At 46.4% G+C, this 17,956-nt stretch carries 15 protein-coding genes; 5 read left to right on the forward strand and 10 right to left on the reverse strand.

Going from position 1 to position 17,956, the window contains the following annotated elements; genetic code table 11:
• Positions 1–3: 3 nt before the first annotated feature.
• The 5 genes from AB6805_RS00325 to AB6805_RS00345 all read right to left on the reverse strand — a co-directional run bounded on the left by AB6805_RS00325 (position 4) and on the right by AB6805_RS00345 (position 5,607).
• The gene (locus AB6805_RS00325; protein ID WP_370907465.1) at positions 4–576 is read right to left on the reverse strand and encodes a hypothetical protein; all 573 of its coding nucleotides are present in this window, start codon (positions 574–576) and stop codon (positions 4–6) included.
• Between the two features lie 136 nt (positions 577–712).
• The gene (locus tag AB6805_RS00330) at positions 713–2,290 is read right to left on the reverse strand and encodes a DHA2 family efflux MFS transporter permease subunit (RefSeq protein WP_370907466.1); all 1,578 of its coding nucleotides are present in this window, start codon (positions 2,288–2,290) and stop codon (positions 713–715) included.
• Positions 2,291–2,464: 174 nt separating this feature from the next.
• The gene (locus AB6805_RS00335; RefSeq protein WP_370907467.1) at positions 2,465–3,553 is read right to left on the reverse strand and encodes an HlyD family secretion protein; all 1,089 of its coding nucleotides are present in this window, start codon (positions 3,551–3,553) and stop codon (positions 2,465–2,467) included.
• A gap of 70 nt (positions 3,554–3,623) precedes the next feature.
• Positions 3,624–4,985 (reverse strand): TolC family protein, encoded by a 1,362-nt coding sequence (locus tag AB6805_RS00340; protein WP_370907468.1) that lies wholly within the window; start codon positions 4,983–4,985, stop codon positions 3,624–3,626.
• Positions 4,975–5,607, reverse strand: a complete 633-nt coding sequence (locus tag AB6805_RS00345; RefSeq protein ID WP_370907469.1) for a TetR/AcrR family transcriptional regulator — start codon at positions 5,605–5,607, stop codon at positions 4,975–4,977. The genes AB6805_RS00340 and AB6805_RS00345 overlap by 11 nt, the downstream gene beginning before the upstream one ends.
• A gap of 274 nt (positions 5,608–5,881) precedes the next feature.
• Between AB6805_RS00345 and AB6805_RS00350 the strand changes: the two genes are divergently transcribed.
• Entirely contained in the window at positions 5,882–6,349 is a 468-nt protein-coding gene (locus AB6805_RS00350; RefSeq protein ID WP_370907470.1) for a hypothetical protein, read from the forward strand.
• A 32-nt stretch (positions 6,350–6,381) separates the two neighbouring features.
• On the opposite strand, the gene AB6805_RS00355 is transcribed toward AB6805_RS00350, so the two are convergent.
• Complete coding sequence (locus tag AB6805_RS00355) at positions 6,382–7,299, reverse strand: hypothetical protein (protein WP_370907471.1); 918 nt, start codon at positions 7,297–7,299, stop codon at positions 6,382–6,384.
• Between the two features lie 199 nt (positions 7,300–7,498).
• Here AB6805_RS00355 and AB6805_RS00360 point away from each other — a divergent pair, with 199 nt between their 5' ends.
• Positions 7,499–8,929, forward strand: a complete 1,431-nt coding sequence (locus AB6805_RS00360) for a sensor histidine kinase (RefSeq protein ID WP_370907472.1) — start codon at positions 7,499–7,501, stop codon at positions 8,927–8,929.
• Positions 8,930–8,933: 4 nt separating this feature from the next.
• Positions 8,934–9,626: a response regulator transcription factor gene (locus AB6805_RS00365; protein ID WP_370907473.1), complete on the forward strand. Its 693-nt coding sequence runs from the start codon at positions 8,934–8,936 to the stop codon at positions 9,624–9,626.
• Between the two features lie 412 nt (positions 9,627–10,038).
• Here AB6805_RS00365 and AB6805_RS00370 read toward each other — a convergent pair whose 3' ends face one another.
• A complete protein-coding gene (locus AB6805_RS00370; protein WP_370907474.1) occupies positions 10,039–11,982 on the reverse strand; it encodes a hypothetical protein in 1,944 nt (647 codons plus the stop codon).
• Between the two features lie 21 nt (positions 11,983–12,003).
• A complete protein-coding gene (locus AB6805_RS00375; RefSeq protein ID WP_370907475.1) occupies positions 12,004–13,863 on the reverse strand; it encodes a family 16 glycoside hydrolase in 1,860 nt (619 codons plus the stop codon).
• Between the two features lie 99 nt (positions 13,864–13,962).
• On the opposite strand from AB6805_RS00375, the gene AB6805_RS00380 reads away from it, so the two are divergent.
• Positions 13,963–14,163: a hypothetical protein gene (locus AB6805_RS00380; RefSeq protein ID WP_370907476.1), complete on the forward strand. Its 201-nt coding sequence runs from the start codon at positions 13,963–13,965 to the stop codon at positions 14,161–14,163.
• A gap of 294 nt (positions 14,164–14,457) precedes the next feature.
• Here AB6805_RS00380 and AB6805_RS00385 read toward each other — a convergent pair whose 3' ends face one another.
• Positions 14,458–15,078 (reverse strand): HAD family hydrolase, encoded by a 621-nt coding sequence (locus AB6805_RS00385; protein ID WP_370907477.1) that lies wholly within the window; start codon positions 15,076–15,078, stop codon positions 14,458–14,460.
• A gap of 416 nt (positions 15,079–15,494) precedes the next feature.
• Positions 15,495–16,016 carry a DUF4251 domain-containing protein gene (locus AB6805_RS00390; protein ID WP_370907478.1) on the reverse strand — a complete coding sequence of 174 codons (522 nt, stop codon included), beginning with the start codon at positions 16,014–16,016 and terminating at the stop codon, positions 15,495–15,497.
• 135 nt (positions 16,017–16,151) lie between these two features.
• Between AB6805_RS00390 and AB6805_RS00395 the strand changes: the two genes are divergently transcribed.
• Positions 16,152–17,912, forward strand: coding sequence for an ABC transporter ATP-binding protein (locus AB6805_RS00395; protein WP_370907479.1), 1,761 nt, complete (start codon positions 16,152–16,154; stop codon positions 17,910–17,912).
• Positions 17,913–17,956: the final 44 nt, after the last annotated feature.

Genomic DNA, 17,956 nt, shown 5'->3' on the forward strand with positions numbered 1-17,956 from the left:
GCCTCATGTAGCGGCCGACAAATAAAGCCGTAATACATAACTCATCTCGTATAAGATAAATAAAATAACCAGCGCCCCATGAAAGGTCCGGTTACTGATCCTGATGGCCAGCAGGCAGAGGACAATGTGCGTGATATTACGGATCGGGTATTCTATCCCGAAATGATGAAAGTAATCGTGTCCTTTTATCAGCGTATCTATCACATCTGCAATAAATGAAAACGCCAGTACCCCAAAGAACCACTTTCGTCGCGAGTAAAAATAATCCTGGTATCCTTTATAATCTTTCAGATCGTCGGGATACAATAGTGCACAGAGCAGGAAAAAGGTGGTAATAAAGGAGATGATAAAGATATATTCCGGGAAAGTCCATTTCTTCAGTGCATGCAACGGCATTTCCCACCACCAGAAATGCACCAGCATCACAAAGATGTAGGCTACCCATGAAAGGTGTATCCAGTAAGGCTTTTCCCGGTTGGGATGCTGGATGAATTTGGCAGTGCCTTTGAGCAGATGTGCAATGCTGAGGCTCAGGATAAATCCTATCACCATTCTTACATGGCCGAATGTTTCCATAGCGGGGTATTTCTATGAATTTAATTCATTGCTCCTGAAAAAACAAAAGCCCCGATTAAAATCGGGGCTTATTTACCTAAACCTACAACTGTTACACTGTTATTGCAACAATATTTTATCTTGAAAACTGTTTCCGTTAGTGCATAGCAGACGGATCGAGTTTCGCAGCTTTCTTAGCTTTTACCATGAGTACAAACGGTACGCAAATGAGGAATATCAGGCCCAGGTACAGGAACACATCCATATAAGATAATATGGCGGCCTGTTTCGTAACACTAAAATCAAGTAATTTATAACCTGTATTCAGTGCCTGGTGCGGGTCCATTCCCTTCGCGCCAAAACTTTGCTGTAAGCCGTTTACCCGGTTAATCACATCAGGGTTATTGGTATCAAGTTTTGATACCAGGTCGCTCCGGTGCAGCATATTCTGGCGGGCCATAAAGGTAGTGATCAAAGCCACCCCAAATGAACCTCCCAGCTGACGCATCATACCGGTAAAGGCTGCTCCCTGGCCGATCTGCTGCCCTTTCAAACCAGACAGTGACAACGTGGTGATAGGAATAAAGAGTAATCCCATACCTATACCGCGAACGATCAGCATCCAGAAGAAGGCATCTGAGCCGGTATCTGCCGGTGTGATAATTTTATATCCCCAGAAACAGAAAACAAAGAAGAGGAACATACCACTTGCCACCATGTACTGTTGCGGAATACCTTTCTCCAGCATTTTACCAATCAGCGGCATCATTACCGCGGTAGTCAATGCTGCGGGGATCATCAGCATACCCGACTGGGTAGCGGTCCACCCCAGCGAACCCTGTGTGTACAGCGGGATGATAAAGGTAGATCCGTATAATCCAAAGCCCATGATGAAAGAGAGAATGGTACCCGCCCGGAGGTTCCCGTTTTTGAGCACCCTCAGCTCCACGATAGGGTTCTTATAGGTAAGCTCACGCCATACAAAGAAGAACAGGGCCAATGCACTTGTAACGGTGAGAGCCGTAATAGTGGAGTCATTGAACCAGTCGTCTTCCTGCCCACGTTCCAGCACAAACTGCAAACTTCCTACCATCACCGCCAGGAGTCCTATACCGAGGAAATCTATCTCCGACATCGCTCTTTTCGCTCCGTACTTCGGGCTGCGCACAAACTGCAAAGTAAGCAGGGTAGCGATTACGCCGATAGGAATGTTGATGTAAAAGATATAAGGCCAGGAATAGTTATCGGTAATAAAACCACCTAACGGAGGACCTAATGTTGGGCCGATGATTACACCCAACCCGTAAATGGCCTGGGCGATACCGCGTTTTTCAGGCGGATAACTTTCTGTGATAATCGTTTGGGAAGTTACCAGCAAAGCACCTCCACCCAAACCCTGTATGAAGCGGAATATGATCAGCTCCCACATGGCAGTTGCGTTACCGCAGAGGAAAGAGGAAACGGTGAATATAATAATAGACGCCGCGAAGTAGTTACGACGACCAAACTGCTGTGATAACCAGCTGGTCATCGGTACTATGATTACGTTACCGATAGCGTATGCGGTGATGACCCATCCGATTTCACTGAGCGTAGCGCCCATGTTACCACGCATGTCATTCAACGCCACATTTACGATAGTGGTATCCACTATCTCCAGCAAAGCGCAGAATATAGCGGTGATCGTAATGATCACCCTGCGTGAGCCGTATTCTATCAATGATTCTTGTTGCATGCAGCAATTATATTTTGAATGAGAACAACCTTACCCGGAGTTAATAATTAATGACGAACATGACCTTTCTGTTGATGATCTGTTGTTAGAGCTAATCGATTACGCCTGTCTGTTAATTATTGCATGGTTCCCACTAATTATTAACTCCGGATACGTTGCTATTCATGTATATGATTAGTTGAGATGCACGTCTACCAGTACGTTCATACCCGGACGCAACTGTTTTACCAGTTCATCGTTAGGGTTATCGAACTCGATTTTTACCGGTAAGCGCTGCACTACTTTTACGAAGTTACCAGAGGCATTATCCGCAGGCAGCAGGGCGAATTTAGAGCCGGTTGCCGGAGAAAAGGAAGTTACTTTTGCTTCCAGTCCTTTTTCAGGATAAGCGTCGATATGCACGGTTACTTTCTGACCCAGTTTCATTTTATCCAGCTGTGTTTCCTTGAAGTTGGCCACTACCCATGGAGTAGTGCTCAGTACCACGCTGAATAAAGACTGACCAGCAGTAACAAACTGTCCAGGCTGTACGAAGATTTTTGATAATACGCCATCTTCCGGAGCGAGGATTACGGAATAAGAGAGGTTCAGCTTTGCATCTTCCACATCTGTTTCACGTTGTTTGATACCTGCATTGGCTACGTTGATCTGCTTGGAGGTAGCACCGCTCTGGGAGCTAACTACGTTTGTCTGGCGGCTGGCGGCAGCTTTTTGCCTGGCCAGTACGTCGAGCTGACGTTCAGCAGTTTGCTTGGCAGCAGAAGCCTGTTCAAATTCCTGTTGGGTGATTGAATGATCTTTGATCAGGTTGGCGTAGCGGTCGTAATCCTGGCTGGCTCTCCAGAGGTTTACTTTTGCTGCTTCTATCTGTGCATCAATGGTTCCTACCTGTGCCTGTGCGGTACTGATACCGGCTTCAGCAGCGGCGGTGGTAGCCTGTGCGGCGCCCAGGTTAGCCTGTGCGGCATAGAGGGCGTTTTCAGCCTGCTGCACTTTAATAGCCAGGTCGCGGTCGTCCAGGATCACTAACGTATCTCCTTTCTTCACCACCTGGTTATCTTTCACCCTTACTTCTTTCACATAACCGGATACACGGGGTATAACCGGGCTCACATTAGCATCGATCTGCGCGTTATCAGTTTCTTCATGATGCTGACCATGAACATACTTGGTGATACCAAATGCGCCGCCACCCAGCACCAGCACTGCCAGCACTATGACGAACCCTTTGCTTTTCTTTTTAGGGGCGGTTGTTTCCTGCATGTTTATATTGTTAGTAGGTTTTGTTTGAGTTTGCGTTTCCACGGCTTTGATATTTATTGGTTTGTTGGTATTATTTATTGTTGGATTCCAGTATACCTGCAGACTGTAACAGTTTGTTATATGCTACCAGTGCATCTGCCTTCGCGTACGCATAGTTGAGATGCGCCTGCAGATTTGCAACGTCGGCATCGAGCAGGTCTGTTGTGGTAGCCAGGTTGTTATCATGCTTGTTCTTCGTAATCCGGTAATTTTCTTCCGACTGTTCTATCGCTTTGATATAAGTATCCATCTTCTTGTGGCTCAGGAGGTAGTTTTCGTAAGATTGATATACGTCCAGGTGAATACCATCCACGAGCTTCGCCTCATTGGCCTGTACTTCTGCCAGCTGCGCCTTTGCATTACTTACTTTTGATCCTGTTTTCCAAAGGGAAGAAAGATTGTATTTCAGTCCTACGCCTGCATTTACCGCATTGGTAATGGTGATTACATTAGGAATGTAAGCTGCCACATATCCGCCGGTTACTGCGAGTGACGGGAAATAATCTGCTTTCGCTCCTTTGATTCCTGCATTGGCGGCTTTTTCACGTGCGCTGAGAGAAGCTGCATCTTTACGGTTCTGGTAAGCCAGTTGCTCAAACTCTGCCACTCCGCGGCCATCTACTTTATCATCTACTTTGAATACGGTGCTGTCTACCTGGATCACGGTGTTATCCGGCAGGCCCAGCATGATATCCATATTCAGATTGGCAATTTTCAGGTTGTTTTCAGCGTCCATCAGTGCCAGCTGGTAATTGGATTGCTGTAACTCTGCTTTTAAAAGATCGTTACGGGCAAGGAGACCATTCTTTTCCTTGTTGGAAAATTCCTTCACTCTTTCATCCGACTGCCGGATGTTTTCCTGTACCAGTGCTACTGCGGCTTTTGCCTTATAAAGATTGCTGTAGGCGGCAATGGTATTCTGAATTACATCTTCACGGTCTTTGTCCACATCCAGCCGTGCAGCTTCTGCCAGGTAACGGGCAGATTCTTTACCGCTCTGTATCAATCCACCTGAAAAGATGGGAAGGGATACACTGGCGATACCATAAGCTGCCGAATTCACTTTGGGGCTTTCACTTTTGGCGCCACCATTACTATCATCTCCCAGCTTAAGTTTCATGTCGATGTTAGGCTGTGCAAGCCTCAAATAAGAACCGGAAACACTTACATCCGGTAACTGGCGTTCATGGGCTTCTTTCAGTGAGGCAGTAGCCTGATCTACTTTAGCGTGACTCACCTTTAATTGTTTGCTGTTTTGTATACTCAGCGATATGGCTTCATTTAACGAAAGCGGTTTTACGCTCTGTTGTGCGGATGCTGTCTGAAAGAAAAAAGTCAGCAGTATTCCCGATGCAAGCGCATATAATCGTGTGTATATGCTTTTAGAATTCATGTGTTAGGATTGCTTTGAACAATTTTTTTAAATGTGTACCTACTCTGTTTTTCAAATACTCCCTGTATTCATCGTCATTCAAATCTTTCGCTTCAGGGTTTGTTCTCAATATATGTTTGGCAGGTATTACCTGATGAATAGTCCCGAATAAAGAAGTCATCAGCATCTCCACGTCTACATCTTTATAAAAGATGCCTGCTTCCTGGGCATTTGTAACGATGGGGCGCATCAGACCGAGCATTTCTCCTTTCAGTTGCCAGATAAGGTCCCTGATGGGGCTTTGCTGGCTGTTCAATTGTTCGCGGCTCATAATGCACTGGAAGTATTGCTCCCCGAGCATTTTATTGATGAACCGGTCAATCAGACTGTTTATTTTCTGCAGTGGCTCCATCGTATCGTTCTCCAATAATTCATTGATGAACTTACGGGAAGTCTCCATTCTATATTTGAAAATAGATTCCAGCAATTTGTCCTTTGAACCGAAATAATAGGAGATCATGGCGATATTCACATCTGCCTCCTGGGCTATATCTCTTACCGATGTGCCATGAAAGCCCTGATCGGCAAATAGCCGCTCCGCAACCGTTAAAATTGAGAGCTGTTTTTCACTATACTCTTCCATGTTCCTTTTTTAAATTTGACATCACAAAGTTAAACAAACGTTTAATTTAAACAAGCGTTTATTTAACTCTTTGTTTAAATTTTGATTTATTAAACTTATATATAGTTGATTATCAATAAAATCATCTGAAATTTTAAGCTGTTTTTAATATTTCTTAATAATCTATTAATAAAAGCGGTGAAAATCTTACCAATGGCGAGGTTTTTATAGTAAAATTTTTTAATTTAAGAGATGTAGTCACACTATCCTGTTTTACCATATAAAAACAAATCACATGCGTCCTGTTTCCTCGTTCCCGGGAACTGTTTTACTGGCCGGCCTTATTGCCGGTACCCTGGACATTCTTTCTGCATTTGTACATTTTTTTATTGTTACCCATGGTCAGCCGGTCACCAGGATACTGGTATACATCAGCAGCGGTGTATTTGGTAAAGCGGCCTTTAGCGGGGAGCCGGCCATGATGTGGTGGGGGTTATTGTTTCATTATCTGATTGCACTCACCTGGTCGTTTGTTTTCTTCCTCATTTATCCGAAGATCCCGGGGTTGCGTAAGCACCCGGTGGCAACAGGACTCGCTTACGGGTTACTGGTATGGTGCGTGATGAACCTGGTGGTATTGCCGTTAAGCCAGGTACCGCATGGGCCGCTGCGTTTAGTCAACTCCGTTATTAATATTCTCATATTGATGGTCATGATCGGATTACCACTTTCCTTTATGGCGCGTAAATATTATACACGCTGAAAGCGGAGGGAAATTTCCCTCCGCTTCTGATTTTAATATTTTACACCGGGAAATTCCTTTTGCGCCTGCAGGAACTCTTCCTCCCAATTGGCGGGCCAGCCGAAAGCAATAGTGGCCTGCGGCTTCAGGTTTACGCCTGCAGCGCCGCTCCAGAAATGTATGAACTCTCCCCAGTTCATATCGCGCGTGTAGCCATTACCGTTACGGGGAAAGTTGGCGGCCAGTAGTGTAAAGAAATTGTTCAATACTTTGGCGCCGCCATACTGATGATAAACCGGGTAAAACCAGTTTTTAAACCACTGTGTACCCGGCCGTGGAAAATTATCTGTATTCTTCATCTGGGTATCAAACCATCGCTGCGCTTCCGCATCCCAGCCCAATGCGCGGTATACATCATATTGATAGATCTCCATCCACTTGCTGTCTTTCCATATCGGGAAGGCCGGCGAGCCATGCACTCCTTTGGCGGCGCCCTCCACAATATGCCCCACCTCATGCACAGCAGCATCCAGGTTCCAGCCGGTATTACTCACCCAATCACCTTCATGTCCTACATCAATCACGTTGCGGTAGTCGTGACTGCCGTCGAAATAGGTAGACGGATGACCACCACCATATTTGCCGGTATGCAGCAGCACAAACAGGCGGTTATCCTTACCAAAGGCGCCATAAGTTTTAGTAGTGTAGTTCCATACCTTCGTTAACAACGTGTCCGGCCAGGTAATGCTTTCAGGCGTTTCTTTGTCGTAATACACCGTCACCGACGAGTTGCTGAATACCCGGCGCATCACCTGCGCATGCTCAAACCAATGCTCTTTCCAGGTAAGCGGCGGCATGGCGGTAGTATCCTTCACCACGGGCGCCATCCATCCTGCATTTTTTGCGGCAAAAGCGGCAAGGGCAAAAAGACTGCAACCAGCTAATAACACATTACATAAATATCTCTTCATACAGGGATTTTATAAAAAATGCTAAATCGATTTTCTGATATCAAAAAAGTAGTATCTTAATGGTGAAAATAGCCAACAGGAATCGAATCAATTTTAAAAAATCCCTAACGGATTGTAAATAAAACTTAAAAGCATCAGGAGCGGACGTCGTTATCAAGTGAAGAACAGGAAAAGTCAACCAAAAGTAATAAAGCGAAGCATGAGGCATTCTATCAAGCTGTATATCCTGACAGCTGTTATCTGTATTATCGCGTTGGCTATTGTACAGTTTTTCCTGATATATAATACCTATCAGTTGCTGGACAGCCGTTTTAACTACGTGGAAAAAGGAAGGATCGGCGAAGCCTATAACCTGGCCATTGCCAATGATAAGCTGTTCCCGGGAGGGCAACCGTTGCTGGACAGTATCATTGTGCCGCAGTACCCTTACCTGGAACAACTGTATAACACCAACCGCCACGGCTTCGACACCGCCGCACAACACCTCGTGAACCGCATCATCCGGGAACTGGTAAAGCATGAGAACACCGATAGCATGCTGAAAGCCATCAAGGCCAACGACGGGATCAAAGATTCCCTCCTGTTTGCTTTATGCATTCACCGGCTGGATATCAAGTTCAAAGACAGTCAGTATGTAAACGTATACAACCGCTTTAAAAAATACCCGCTCATCCCGGCCGACAGGCAAAAGGAAATGGGACTCTTTATTTGCGGCAACCTGCCGAAGCTCAATGAGAACAGCGCGGCATCTTCGCTGGTGGCCAATTCGCCCCTGCCCTACTCCTATTCCCTGTCGTTCTCATTTTATGCAGATCCCTATAACCGCCGCACCCTGGTGCTCCGGCAAATGAAATATACCATCCTGCCCGGCCTGCTTACCCTGCTGGCGGTGATCACATTGTTTGCCATCACACTCTTCAAATGGATCCGGCAAAAGCATCTGTCAGATATGAAATCTGATTTTATCAATAACATTACGCACGAGTTTAACACGCCCATCACCGCTATCATCGTTGCCAATAAAAATATCCAGAATGAAAAAACGCTGGATAACAAACAAAGCGTTACCGCGCTGTCCGAAATCATCCACCGCCAGGCAGAACGCCTGAAACTACTGGTAGAAAAAGTGATCAATATTGCCGCCACGGAGAAACTGGCGCTCAAAACCACCACCACCGACCTCAATGAACTGATCAGCGGGATACTGGCAGTGTATAGTCTTAATACCATGAAACAGCCTGTCCGCTTCCATTTTCACAACAGCGGCCAACCGGTAGTGATTGAAGCAGACACCTTTCATTTTACCACCCTGCTGCAAAATATCCTGGATAATGCCGTGAAGTACAACGACCAGGCAGAGAAGGTCATTACCATTACCACGCTGCAGGAAAAAGAATCCATCGCACTGATCATACAAGACAATGGTATCGGCATGAACGCTGCTACCCTCCGCCATATCTTCGAAAAATTCTACCGGCATCAGCCTAACCTGTCCAGGCCTACCAAAGGCCTGGGGCTGGGCCTCTATTATGTAAAACAATGCGTGGATGCGCATGGATGGACGATTAAGGTGAGCAGTGAACCCGGTGCTGGCAGTACTTTCGTAATTAACATACCTTCAAAAATATAACGCTATGAAACATCACATTCTGCTGGTAGAAGATGAAACGGACCTCGGTAACGTTGTAAAGCAATACCTGGAGCTGATGGACTTTACCGTCGACTGGCAACAAAGCGGGCGATCGGCGTTGGAGGCGTTTACCGCTACTCCTACTGCCTGGCACATTATTCTGATAGACATCAACCTTCCCGAAATGGACGGCTTCGAACTGGCGCAGGAGCTGGTGAAAATACAACCCAGCGTTCCGTTCCTCTTCCTCACCGCGCGTGGTGAAAAGAAGGACCGCCTATACGGCCTGAAGATCGGGGCAGACGATTACATTGTAAAACCATTTGATGTAGATGAACTGGTGCTCCGCATAAAAAACATCCTGAAAAGAAACCAGATCGTAAACAGCATCGCCACCAGCAATGCCATTGAGCTTGGGGGCATGCGCTTTCATAAAGACTCCCTGAAGCTCATTGGTAATGGCAAGGAAACTATTCTCACCCCGCTGGAAAGCGACCTGCTGCTGCACTTCTATCACAACAGCAATAAGGTAATCCGCCGGGAAGATATCCTGCACGAGGTATGGGGAGCAAATGATTATTTTGTTGGAAGAAGTTTAGATGTGTTTGTATCCCGCTTCCGCAAATATTTCCAGGGGAATGAAAATATCAGTATCCGGAATATTTATGGGATTGGGTTTATGTTCAGTCTTACTTAATAAAAAAGGGCGGGCGCTACATCGCTTAAGGGCCCGCCCCTGCACATCTCTTACAAGATGTTGTGCCTGTTTATCAACCGTATCTTCATCATTTCAGTAAAATCGTGCAAGGGAAAAACATATACAGGAGGGCATTGCCGCTATAGGTGTTTTTCATAGTGATACATAGTTAACAGGGATAACGGAAAAAAGTTCAGCGGGTGCAGCGAATTTTGTCTTTCTCAGGATTACGCTGATTTTACTGATTTTCACTTTTGGATTTTTTTTGATTTTTAGATTAATAATTATGGGAGATAAGAGCGAATATATCCGCTTCTATCTCCCATAATCCTTTATAAAATCCCAAAAGTAAAAATCCAGCTAATCAGTAAAATCAGCGTAATCCTGAGAAAGACAAAATCCGCTGCATTAATTATTTCAGTGAATTGATCCACGTAGCAATTTTCGTGGCATCCGCCTGCGGCACCTGCGGGAACGGAGGCATTGGCGTAGCATAGCCAGGCCAGTTCTCCGCCTGTGGGTTTTTAATCAGCGACAGGATCTTGGCAACAGAATAATTTCTTTTTGCTACATCACGGAAACCAGGTCCCACCTGCTTTTTATCAGGATTGTGGCAGGATGAACAGGTGTACTTGTTCAGCAACGGCTTGATCTGCTCGTAGGTCAGCGTCTTTGCAGGAGCTGGTTTAGCTGCTGTGGAAGCTGCTTTTGCATCTGCCACCTTAGTAGCCGTAGTAGCCGGTTTGGCAGCAGAGTTTTTAGTGCTCAGTGCAGCAACTGCCAGCTTTGCACCATCAGGAATGTTATTCAGGGTGTAGTACACGTCAGGATGTACCAGTGAATAAGAATTTTCCTGGGTACGGATACCATTCAGCGACAGCTTATGGATGTAGTACTGGCGCAGCCCGTCGATCACGAGGCGAACCTTCATACCATCGGGAGATACCTGTACACCTTTGATGGTCAGCTTTTCTGAATTAACAGTAGGACTGCCATATACCGGGTGATACTTATAGATAAAGCTCTCTACATTGTAAGAAGCGATATCTTCTGCATACTTTTTATCTACCGGTAAAGTGAACGTAATTTCAAAACCATCGGGCATGGCGCTTACCGTTCTCATTTCAAACGGCACTTTGTTGTTCCATACCAGGCGTTGCAGGCCCTGGTTGGCATCACCGGCAGAACCCCATCCACGGTTGGTTTCACCTACAAAGAGAGAACCGTCTTTACCCCAGGCGAGGCGCAGTACGCCCGACTGGAAGCCGCTTCTGAAATCCCAGGCAGCGCCCTGGTATTCACCTTTTACTTTCTCCAGGAATACACGTACAATTTTGCTCTGTCCCTGATCGCCGATCAGCACCTGTTTGGCAAGCGGACCAAAGGCTCCTTCGGGAATCGTGGTCAGCTGTGCATTGGAAATACCTAAAATACCGTGTGGCAGCCAAACAGCGGGCACTTGTACTTCAGGGAAATATTTCTTCATATCAAACAGCGTCACAAACTTTTCGTTCTCTACGTTTTCAGGCTTGATAGCACGACCATTCGCATCTCTGCGGAAACGCGGATCTACTTTGCTGTAAAGTTCTTCCGTGGTGAGTTTCACCGGGGAATTGGGCAGATTGGTCCAGCGTAAGCCCGCGGGATGTCCAACAAAACTTCCCTTCTTCACGTGGGTTAAACCACCGGACCCCATCCAGTCGCCCTGGTTTTCTGTGTAGAACAGTTCTCCATCGATCATACCAAGTCCGCACGGAGAGCGGAAGCCGGTCGCAAATGGTTCCATTTTACCGTCTTCAGTAATATGCATCATCCAGCCTCTCCAGGGTACCTTGCTTTCACCACGCCACCATTCTTCATCGCCGAAGGCAACGTTGCCGGAAACAAAGAAGGAGCCGTCTGTGCCCAGAACCGGACCAAAGCTGTACTCATGATAGTGACCGGATAAAGGCCAGGAGTATACGGTTTCAAACAGGTCCATTTTACCGTCCATGTTGGTATCGGTCATTTTGGTAAGTTCACCGCGTTGTGCGCAGTAGAGGGAACCGTTTTTGTAAGCCAGTCCCAGTACTTCATGCAGCCCGGAAGCTACTTTCCTGAAGTAGGGTGTTTTGCTGGTAGGATTCTCTACTATAAATATATCGCCGCGGCGGGTAGCTACACCCAGGTCGCCATTGGGAAGAGTGCATAAACCACCTACTTCCAGCAGGGTGCCTTCGGGTGAGCTGATACGCGCAATGCGGAAAAAGTCCTCTTCCTTCGGGGACTCCTGTGCTTTTACAGGCGTGATGGCCGTTGTCATCAGGAACATACCTGCGGCTATTCCTGCTGTAATTCTTTTATAATTCAGTTTCATAATAGTCATTAGTGTTGCTGCTTAGAAGATAACCGCATAACCTGTTTTCGCCTGTACCGGCACTATCAGCTCCGCGCGGCCGTTCTGGTTGCGGATAATAGGATTCGCTTTGGCATCATCCATCTTCACATAATAAGATTTGTCGCCGATCACATATAATCCGGGAGACACCTGCTCAATACTATCGCCTTCGGCTATACGCAGATACAGGTCGGATGCAGGTTGCTGCACCGTAACGGTACGGTGAATACCCTGGTTTTCCGGGAGCACGCTGATATCGTCTGTTACCGCAGTACCATAGATATTGTAGCGGAAAGTAGGCTTGCCGCTTTCATCGAGTGAATAGCCGGTTGGACGGAAGCCGGTACCGGCAGTATCCGCGATCCAGGCAGTTTCTTTGTTGGCCAGTTTACCAATGGCCAGCGCAGGTTGATTCGTAATCACCTGCACAGTACCCAGCGGACGGGAAGAACCATCGCCGCGGTCGTGCCACATAGGCGTAGTGTTCAGGAATTCGCCGCGCCATACCTGGAAGGGTAAGCCATTGTCCATATCGTAGGTGTAATGCACTTTGGCAGGACTGCCCACAGATACGGCGTGTACCACGCGTTTACCACCAGGTACATCCATGAAACTGCGCAACACGGTGTTTTCGTTGGCTATTACCAGGATAGGATCAGTAGGATCATCCACCGGTACGTTGGCATCGCTGATCACAAATTCGCGGATACCGGCTTCGCTCACGGATAAAGTGATGGACGGTTTTGCCCAGTCGGTATTTTTGACGTACAGCACTTCCACCGGGTAACTGCCGGGTTGTAATTCAATGCTGCCGTGGCCATCCCAGCCCCGTGGTGTGACAACAGGCTGGTTATTTACCTTCAATACGCCGCCACCGCCGGAGGTATGCAGGTTAAAGTTGTATTTACCAGCGGTTTTAATGGAGATGGTAGTGGTGTAGCGCACCAGGAAGTCGTTGTCCGGTAAACCTGCAATGTTGGAGGTCAGCAGCGCGGAAGTTCCGGTAGTTAAGGGCTTCAGGGTAGCAAAGTCGGGTTCTTTATCAAAACCTCCTTTGTACACGCTGTATTTTACGCCTTCCAGTGTTGGTCTGGGAGCGCTATAGTTATTGATCACGATGTTCCTGAAAGCCACGGTGCCGTGGTCTCCCTGGATACGGAGCGGGCCGGAAGCCACTTCATTATTTTGTACGGCGCCGCGGGTAGGTCCGGAAAGCACTACGTTTTCCTGGATGGTTACGCCGTTCAGTTCCAGCTTCAGGATAACGGCATCGGCGGTTTTATTGCCGGCGGCATCAAAGCGGGGCGCCTGGAATGAAATTTTCATGTGCTGCCATAAGCCTGGCGCGCGGCTAACATTCTGACGGGGAGCATGACCGTCGTAGCCTTGCTGTCCTTCCGGTTTGCTGTCGTTCCAGCGTTCGTAGATACCTCCGTTGTCGGAGGCGCGGGGAGCTGAGGTACCCCAGCTGTCGAGCAGCTGGATTTCATATCTTCCCTGTAAATAAATACCTGAATTAGAGCCTTTGGACATCATGTAGTCCAGTTCGAGATCCAGGTCGCCGTGTTGCAATGTGCTGAAAAGGTCCTGTCCATGTGCATTCTTTTCAGGCAGGTTTACCAGGATGCCTGTACCTGCAGTTGTTTGCAGCAGGTTGTTCTGTTGCAGGTCTGCTTTAACGCCTCCGGCTAAACGCCAGTTGGCTGCGGGCTGCTGAAATGCAGATAAATCTGTTAATGGCAATTTGTTCTGTGCCATCATCTGTTGACAACTGCCAATACTTAAAATCAATACCAAAGTTCTCCGGTCGTACACACGTAACTGTTTCAACTTTGGACGGAACTTGTTCCATCTAAGCATAGATCTGGATTTTTTTAAAAAGTTTACATTGATTGCTAAATGCATTTAGCTCTATAGCCAATACATCATTATTTTCTATATAGGCAACCCCAATTGTTAATGAAATTTAAATTCTCAACTATCGCTAAACGTGGGACTGGACTAATTTTGATCACGGGTGCCAAAATAGAAATTAATTACAAGAAAGTAGTCAGTGGGGGCAAAAAAATTACACCAGCGGTAAAAAACCTGGCGGATTTTGTCTTTCTCAGGATTACGCTGATTATGCTGATTTTTACTTTTGGATTTTTTTTGATTTAATTATTAGGGGAGATATAAGCGGATTTTGTCTTTCTCAGGATTACGCTGATTATACTGATTTTACTTTTGGATTTTATAAAGAATTAAGGGAGATAAAAGCGAATTTTGTCTTTCTCGCTGATTACGCTGATTATACTGATTTTACTTTTAGATTTTATAAAGGATTAAGGGAGATAAAAGCGAATTTGTCCGCTTATATCTCCCTTAATTATTAAATCTAAAAATCCAAAAAAAATCCAAAGTAAAAATCAGTATAATCAGCGTAATCCTGAGAAAGACAAAATCCGCGACAATCTACAACGCCAATCCGAAAGCCGCCAGTTTTTTCACGGTGCTTTCATAGTCCGTATGGCAAACGCCGTTGATACCAAGACCCGCAGCTACATCGATGAACATGGAGCGGTCTTCCACATACACTACTTCTGCAGGTTTAACCTGTGCAATATCGAGTGCTATCTTATAGATATCTGCATCGGGTTTGCGGAAATGTACAAAGCAGGAAGAAATGTAAAAGTCGACAAAACGGCTGATATTAAAATGATGGATCCGATGTTCGTTCAGCTCCCTGCCTTCATTATTAACGATAGCAATTTTCAGTTTGTATTTTTCTTTCAGCTGTGGAATCAGCTCCAGCATCTCCGGGTATGGCGCTGACTGGGCAAACATAAACTCGCGGAAATCCTGGCGGCTAAAGGATCTGTCTTCATAAAACACTACGCGGCTCAGGTATTCATCCAGCGTAAGTTTACCTTCTTCGTAAGTATCAAAGGTAAGGTGATGCCGTTCTTCCGTTTCCAATGCATCCAGCCCGAAAGTTTGTATAGCCAGTTTACGCGCGGCCCTGTCCCATCCATTGGTTAATAATACGCCACCTATGTCGAGGAACAGCGTCGTAATCTTTACATGGTTGTCCATCTGCAGAAAAATTTATTGCTACGCTAATGTAAGGATTTGTGCGGAGGTTGTCTTACTCAGGATTAAACTTATTTCATTGATTACGCTGATTTGATCACTTTGTGATTTTAAAAGATTTGGGGAGATAGAAGCGGGTTTTGTCTTACCCAGGATTAAACTTATTTCATTGATTACGCTGATTTGATCATTTTGGATTTTAAAAGATTTGGGGAGATAGAAGCGGATATTTTCGCTCCTATCTCCCCAATCATTTAAAATCCTTTATAAAATCTAAAAGTAAAAATCAGTAAAATCAGCGTAATCAGCGAGAAAGACAAAATCCGCGTCTCCCCAAATCTATTAAAATCACAAAATGATCAAATCAGCGTAATCAATGAAATAAGTTTAATCCTGAGTAAGACAACCTCCGCTCTGCGTTATTTCTTCTTTTTAACTTTTCTTTCTGTTATATACCCGTTAAAACTGATCGGCGACCTGTCGCTGCTGGTTACCTGGAGCGATGCATAGCCTTCGCTGGAAATACTCAGGTTCATCGATTGTACCGATCTGTGATCTTTGGGCTTAATGGTAATATTCCAGCCATCCTTTTTGCCGGGTGTGGCGTTATAGTCGAAAGATTTGGTTTTGAAATCCAGTGGCGACCTGGTGGCGCCATAGTCCACCGATGTGTAGGCACGGCCAAAATAAGGGAGGTAGCTGATTACGGAGTCGGCCGCTACTATTACGTTGTACTCCGATGTAAGATTACGCATGCGGCCACTCATGGGCAGGGCATTCTGTGCTACAAAAACGTAATCCTGCGAGTCAATCAGGGATTTGATCTTAGCTACTTTATCCGCTTTTTGCTGCGCTTTTGTTTCCTGTGCAAAAAGGCCGGTGGATATAACGGCTCCCATCAGCAGGAGCACCATTGTTTTTAATACAAAGAACCTTTTCATATGGTAAGTTTTTACGTAAGAGGAAGTGCTAATATCGTACCATAACAGCAAGGAACTCCGTTTTGTTCATCGCCATAGCGATACAAATTGAGCGTAAAACATTACTTTTAAGGGCCAATGATTAAACCCGGAAACATGCCCAACCCATATGTCTCGTTACTGAAAACCGCCTGGAAATATGCCCGGAAAGAGCGTAAGAAATATCTGCTGGTCTATTTCCTTTTCCTGATGGCCAATGTGATCTTTTCCCTGAACCCCGTGCTGTTCGGCTGGTTTATCGGGAGCATACAACGCGACAGCCCCCATCTGCCCCGCTATACAATGATCTTTGGCGCCTCCTACTTCGGACTTAAACTCCTGGAATGGTGCTTTCATGGCCCCGCCCGCGTAATGGAGCGCCACCTGGCATTTAACCTGAGCCGGAACTTCCTGCAGGAACGCTATCACCAGGCCCTCCATCTTCCTGTAAAATGGCACCAGGATAACCATAGCGGCGCCGTGATCAACCGTATCAGAAAAGCATACGAAGCCCTGAAAGAGTTCTTTGAACGTGGCTTTATGTACCTCCACGCGATCTGTAAACTCCTGTTTTCCATGATCGCCATGCTGTATTTTTCTCCCCTCTATGGAAGTATCGGCATTGCGCTGGGCGTGCTATGTATATGGATTGTGCTGCGGTTCGACCGCCCCTTTATCAGAACACTCAATGAAATAAATGAAGGCGAACACGTAGTATCTGCCACGCTGTTCGACAGCCTTTCCAATATCATGACCGTTATTACCCTGCGGCTGGAAAAGAGCATGGAAAACGGTTTACTGGCAAAGATAAAACGCATATGGCCACCCTTCCGGAAAAACACCGTGATCAACGAATGGAAATGGTTTGTAGCAGAAATGATGATTTCACTTATTTACTGTGTTATTGCTATAGGTTATGTTTTCCAGCATTGGGTACCGGGAGAAATATTCTATGTAGCGGGACTCGTCACCTTGCTGGGCTATGTAAATCAGTTCACCAGCGTGTTCCAGGATGTTGCCTGGCAATATACCGACGTAGTGCAATACAATACCGCGGTGGATACCGCCGGCAATATCAGCGACGCCTATACGCAGCACCACCGGGCAGACGCTGCACCGGAACTGCCGGCCGACTGGCAGCAGATTTCCATCAGCTCCCTGAGCTTTTCGCACACGGCTACCTATGAGGATAACGCAGCGCCGCAACGGCTACACGACCTCCATATCCTGGTGGAGAAAGGAAAAAAGATTGCTTTAATTGGGGAAAGCGGCAGTGGAAAAAGTACGTTGCTGGCTATTTTACGCGGACTCTATGAGCCTGAACCCGGCGTGATGATACAGGTAAACGGAGCCGCATTACCGTTGGCTACCGTGAATGAAAGCGTCACCCTGTTCCCGCAGGAACCCGAAATCTTTGAAAATACCATCGAATATAATATTACGCTCGGTCTGCCGTTTCAGCCGGATGAAATCATGGCTGTGTGCAGCAGCGCCCACTTTTCAGAGGTGGTGGAAATGCTGCCACAGGGACTGGCTTCCGATATCCGTGAAAAAGGCGTGAACCTTTCCGGCGGACAAAAACAACGGCTGGCGCTTGCCCGTGGCATTCTCGCAGCACGCAACAGCCAGGTGATCCTCCTGGATGAACCTACCAGCAGCGTAGATCCCAAAACCGAAGCCATGATCTACGAAAAAATGTTCCAGGCATTTTCCGATAAAGCCATTATTTCAGCCATGCATAGGCTCCACCTGCTCCCGCAGTTCGATTATATCTACGTGCTGGACCAGGGCCGCATTGTATCCGAAGGTACTTTCCATTACCTGCGCGCCAATAGTGCCGCTTTCCAGGAGCTTTGGAGACACCAGGAAAACAAATGACTTTTTTTGATAATATTGCAGTATCATTGCAGCCACGTTTTCAT

The organism is Chitinophaga sp. RCC_12 (assembly GCF_041360695.1).
In the GTDB taxonomy this organism is placed as follows: domain Bacteria; phylum Bacteroidota; class Bacteroidia; order Chitinophagales; family Chitinophagaceae; genus Chitinophaga.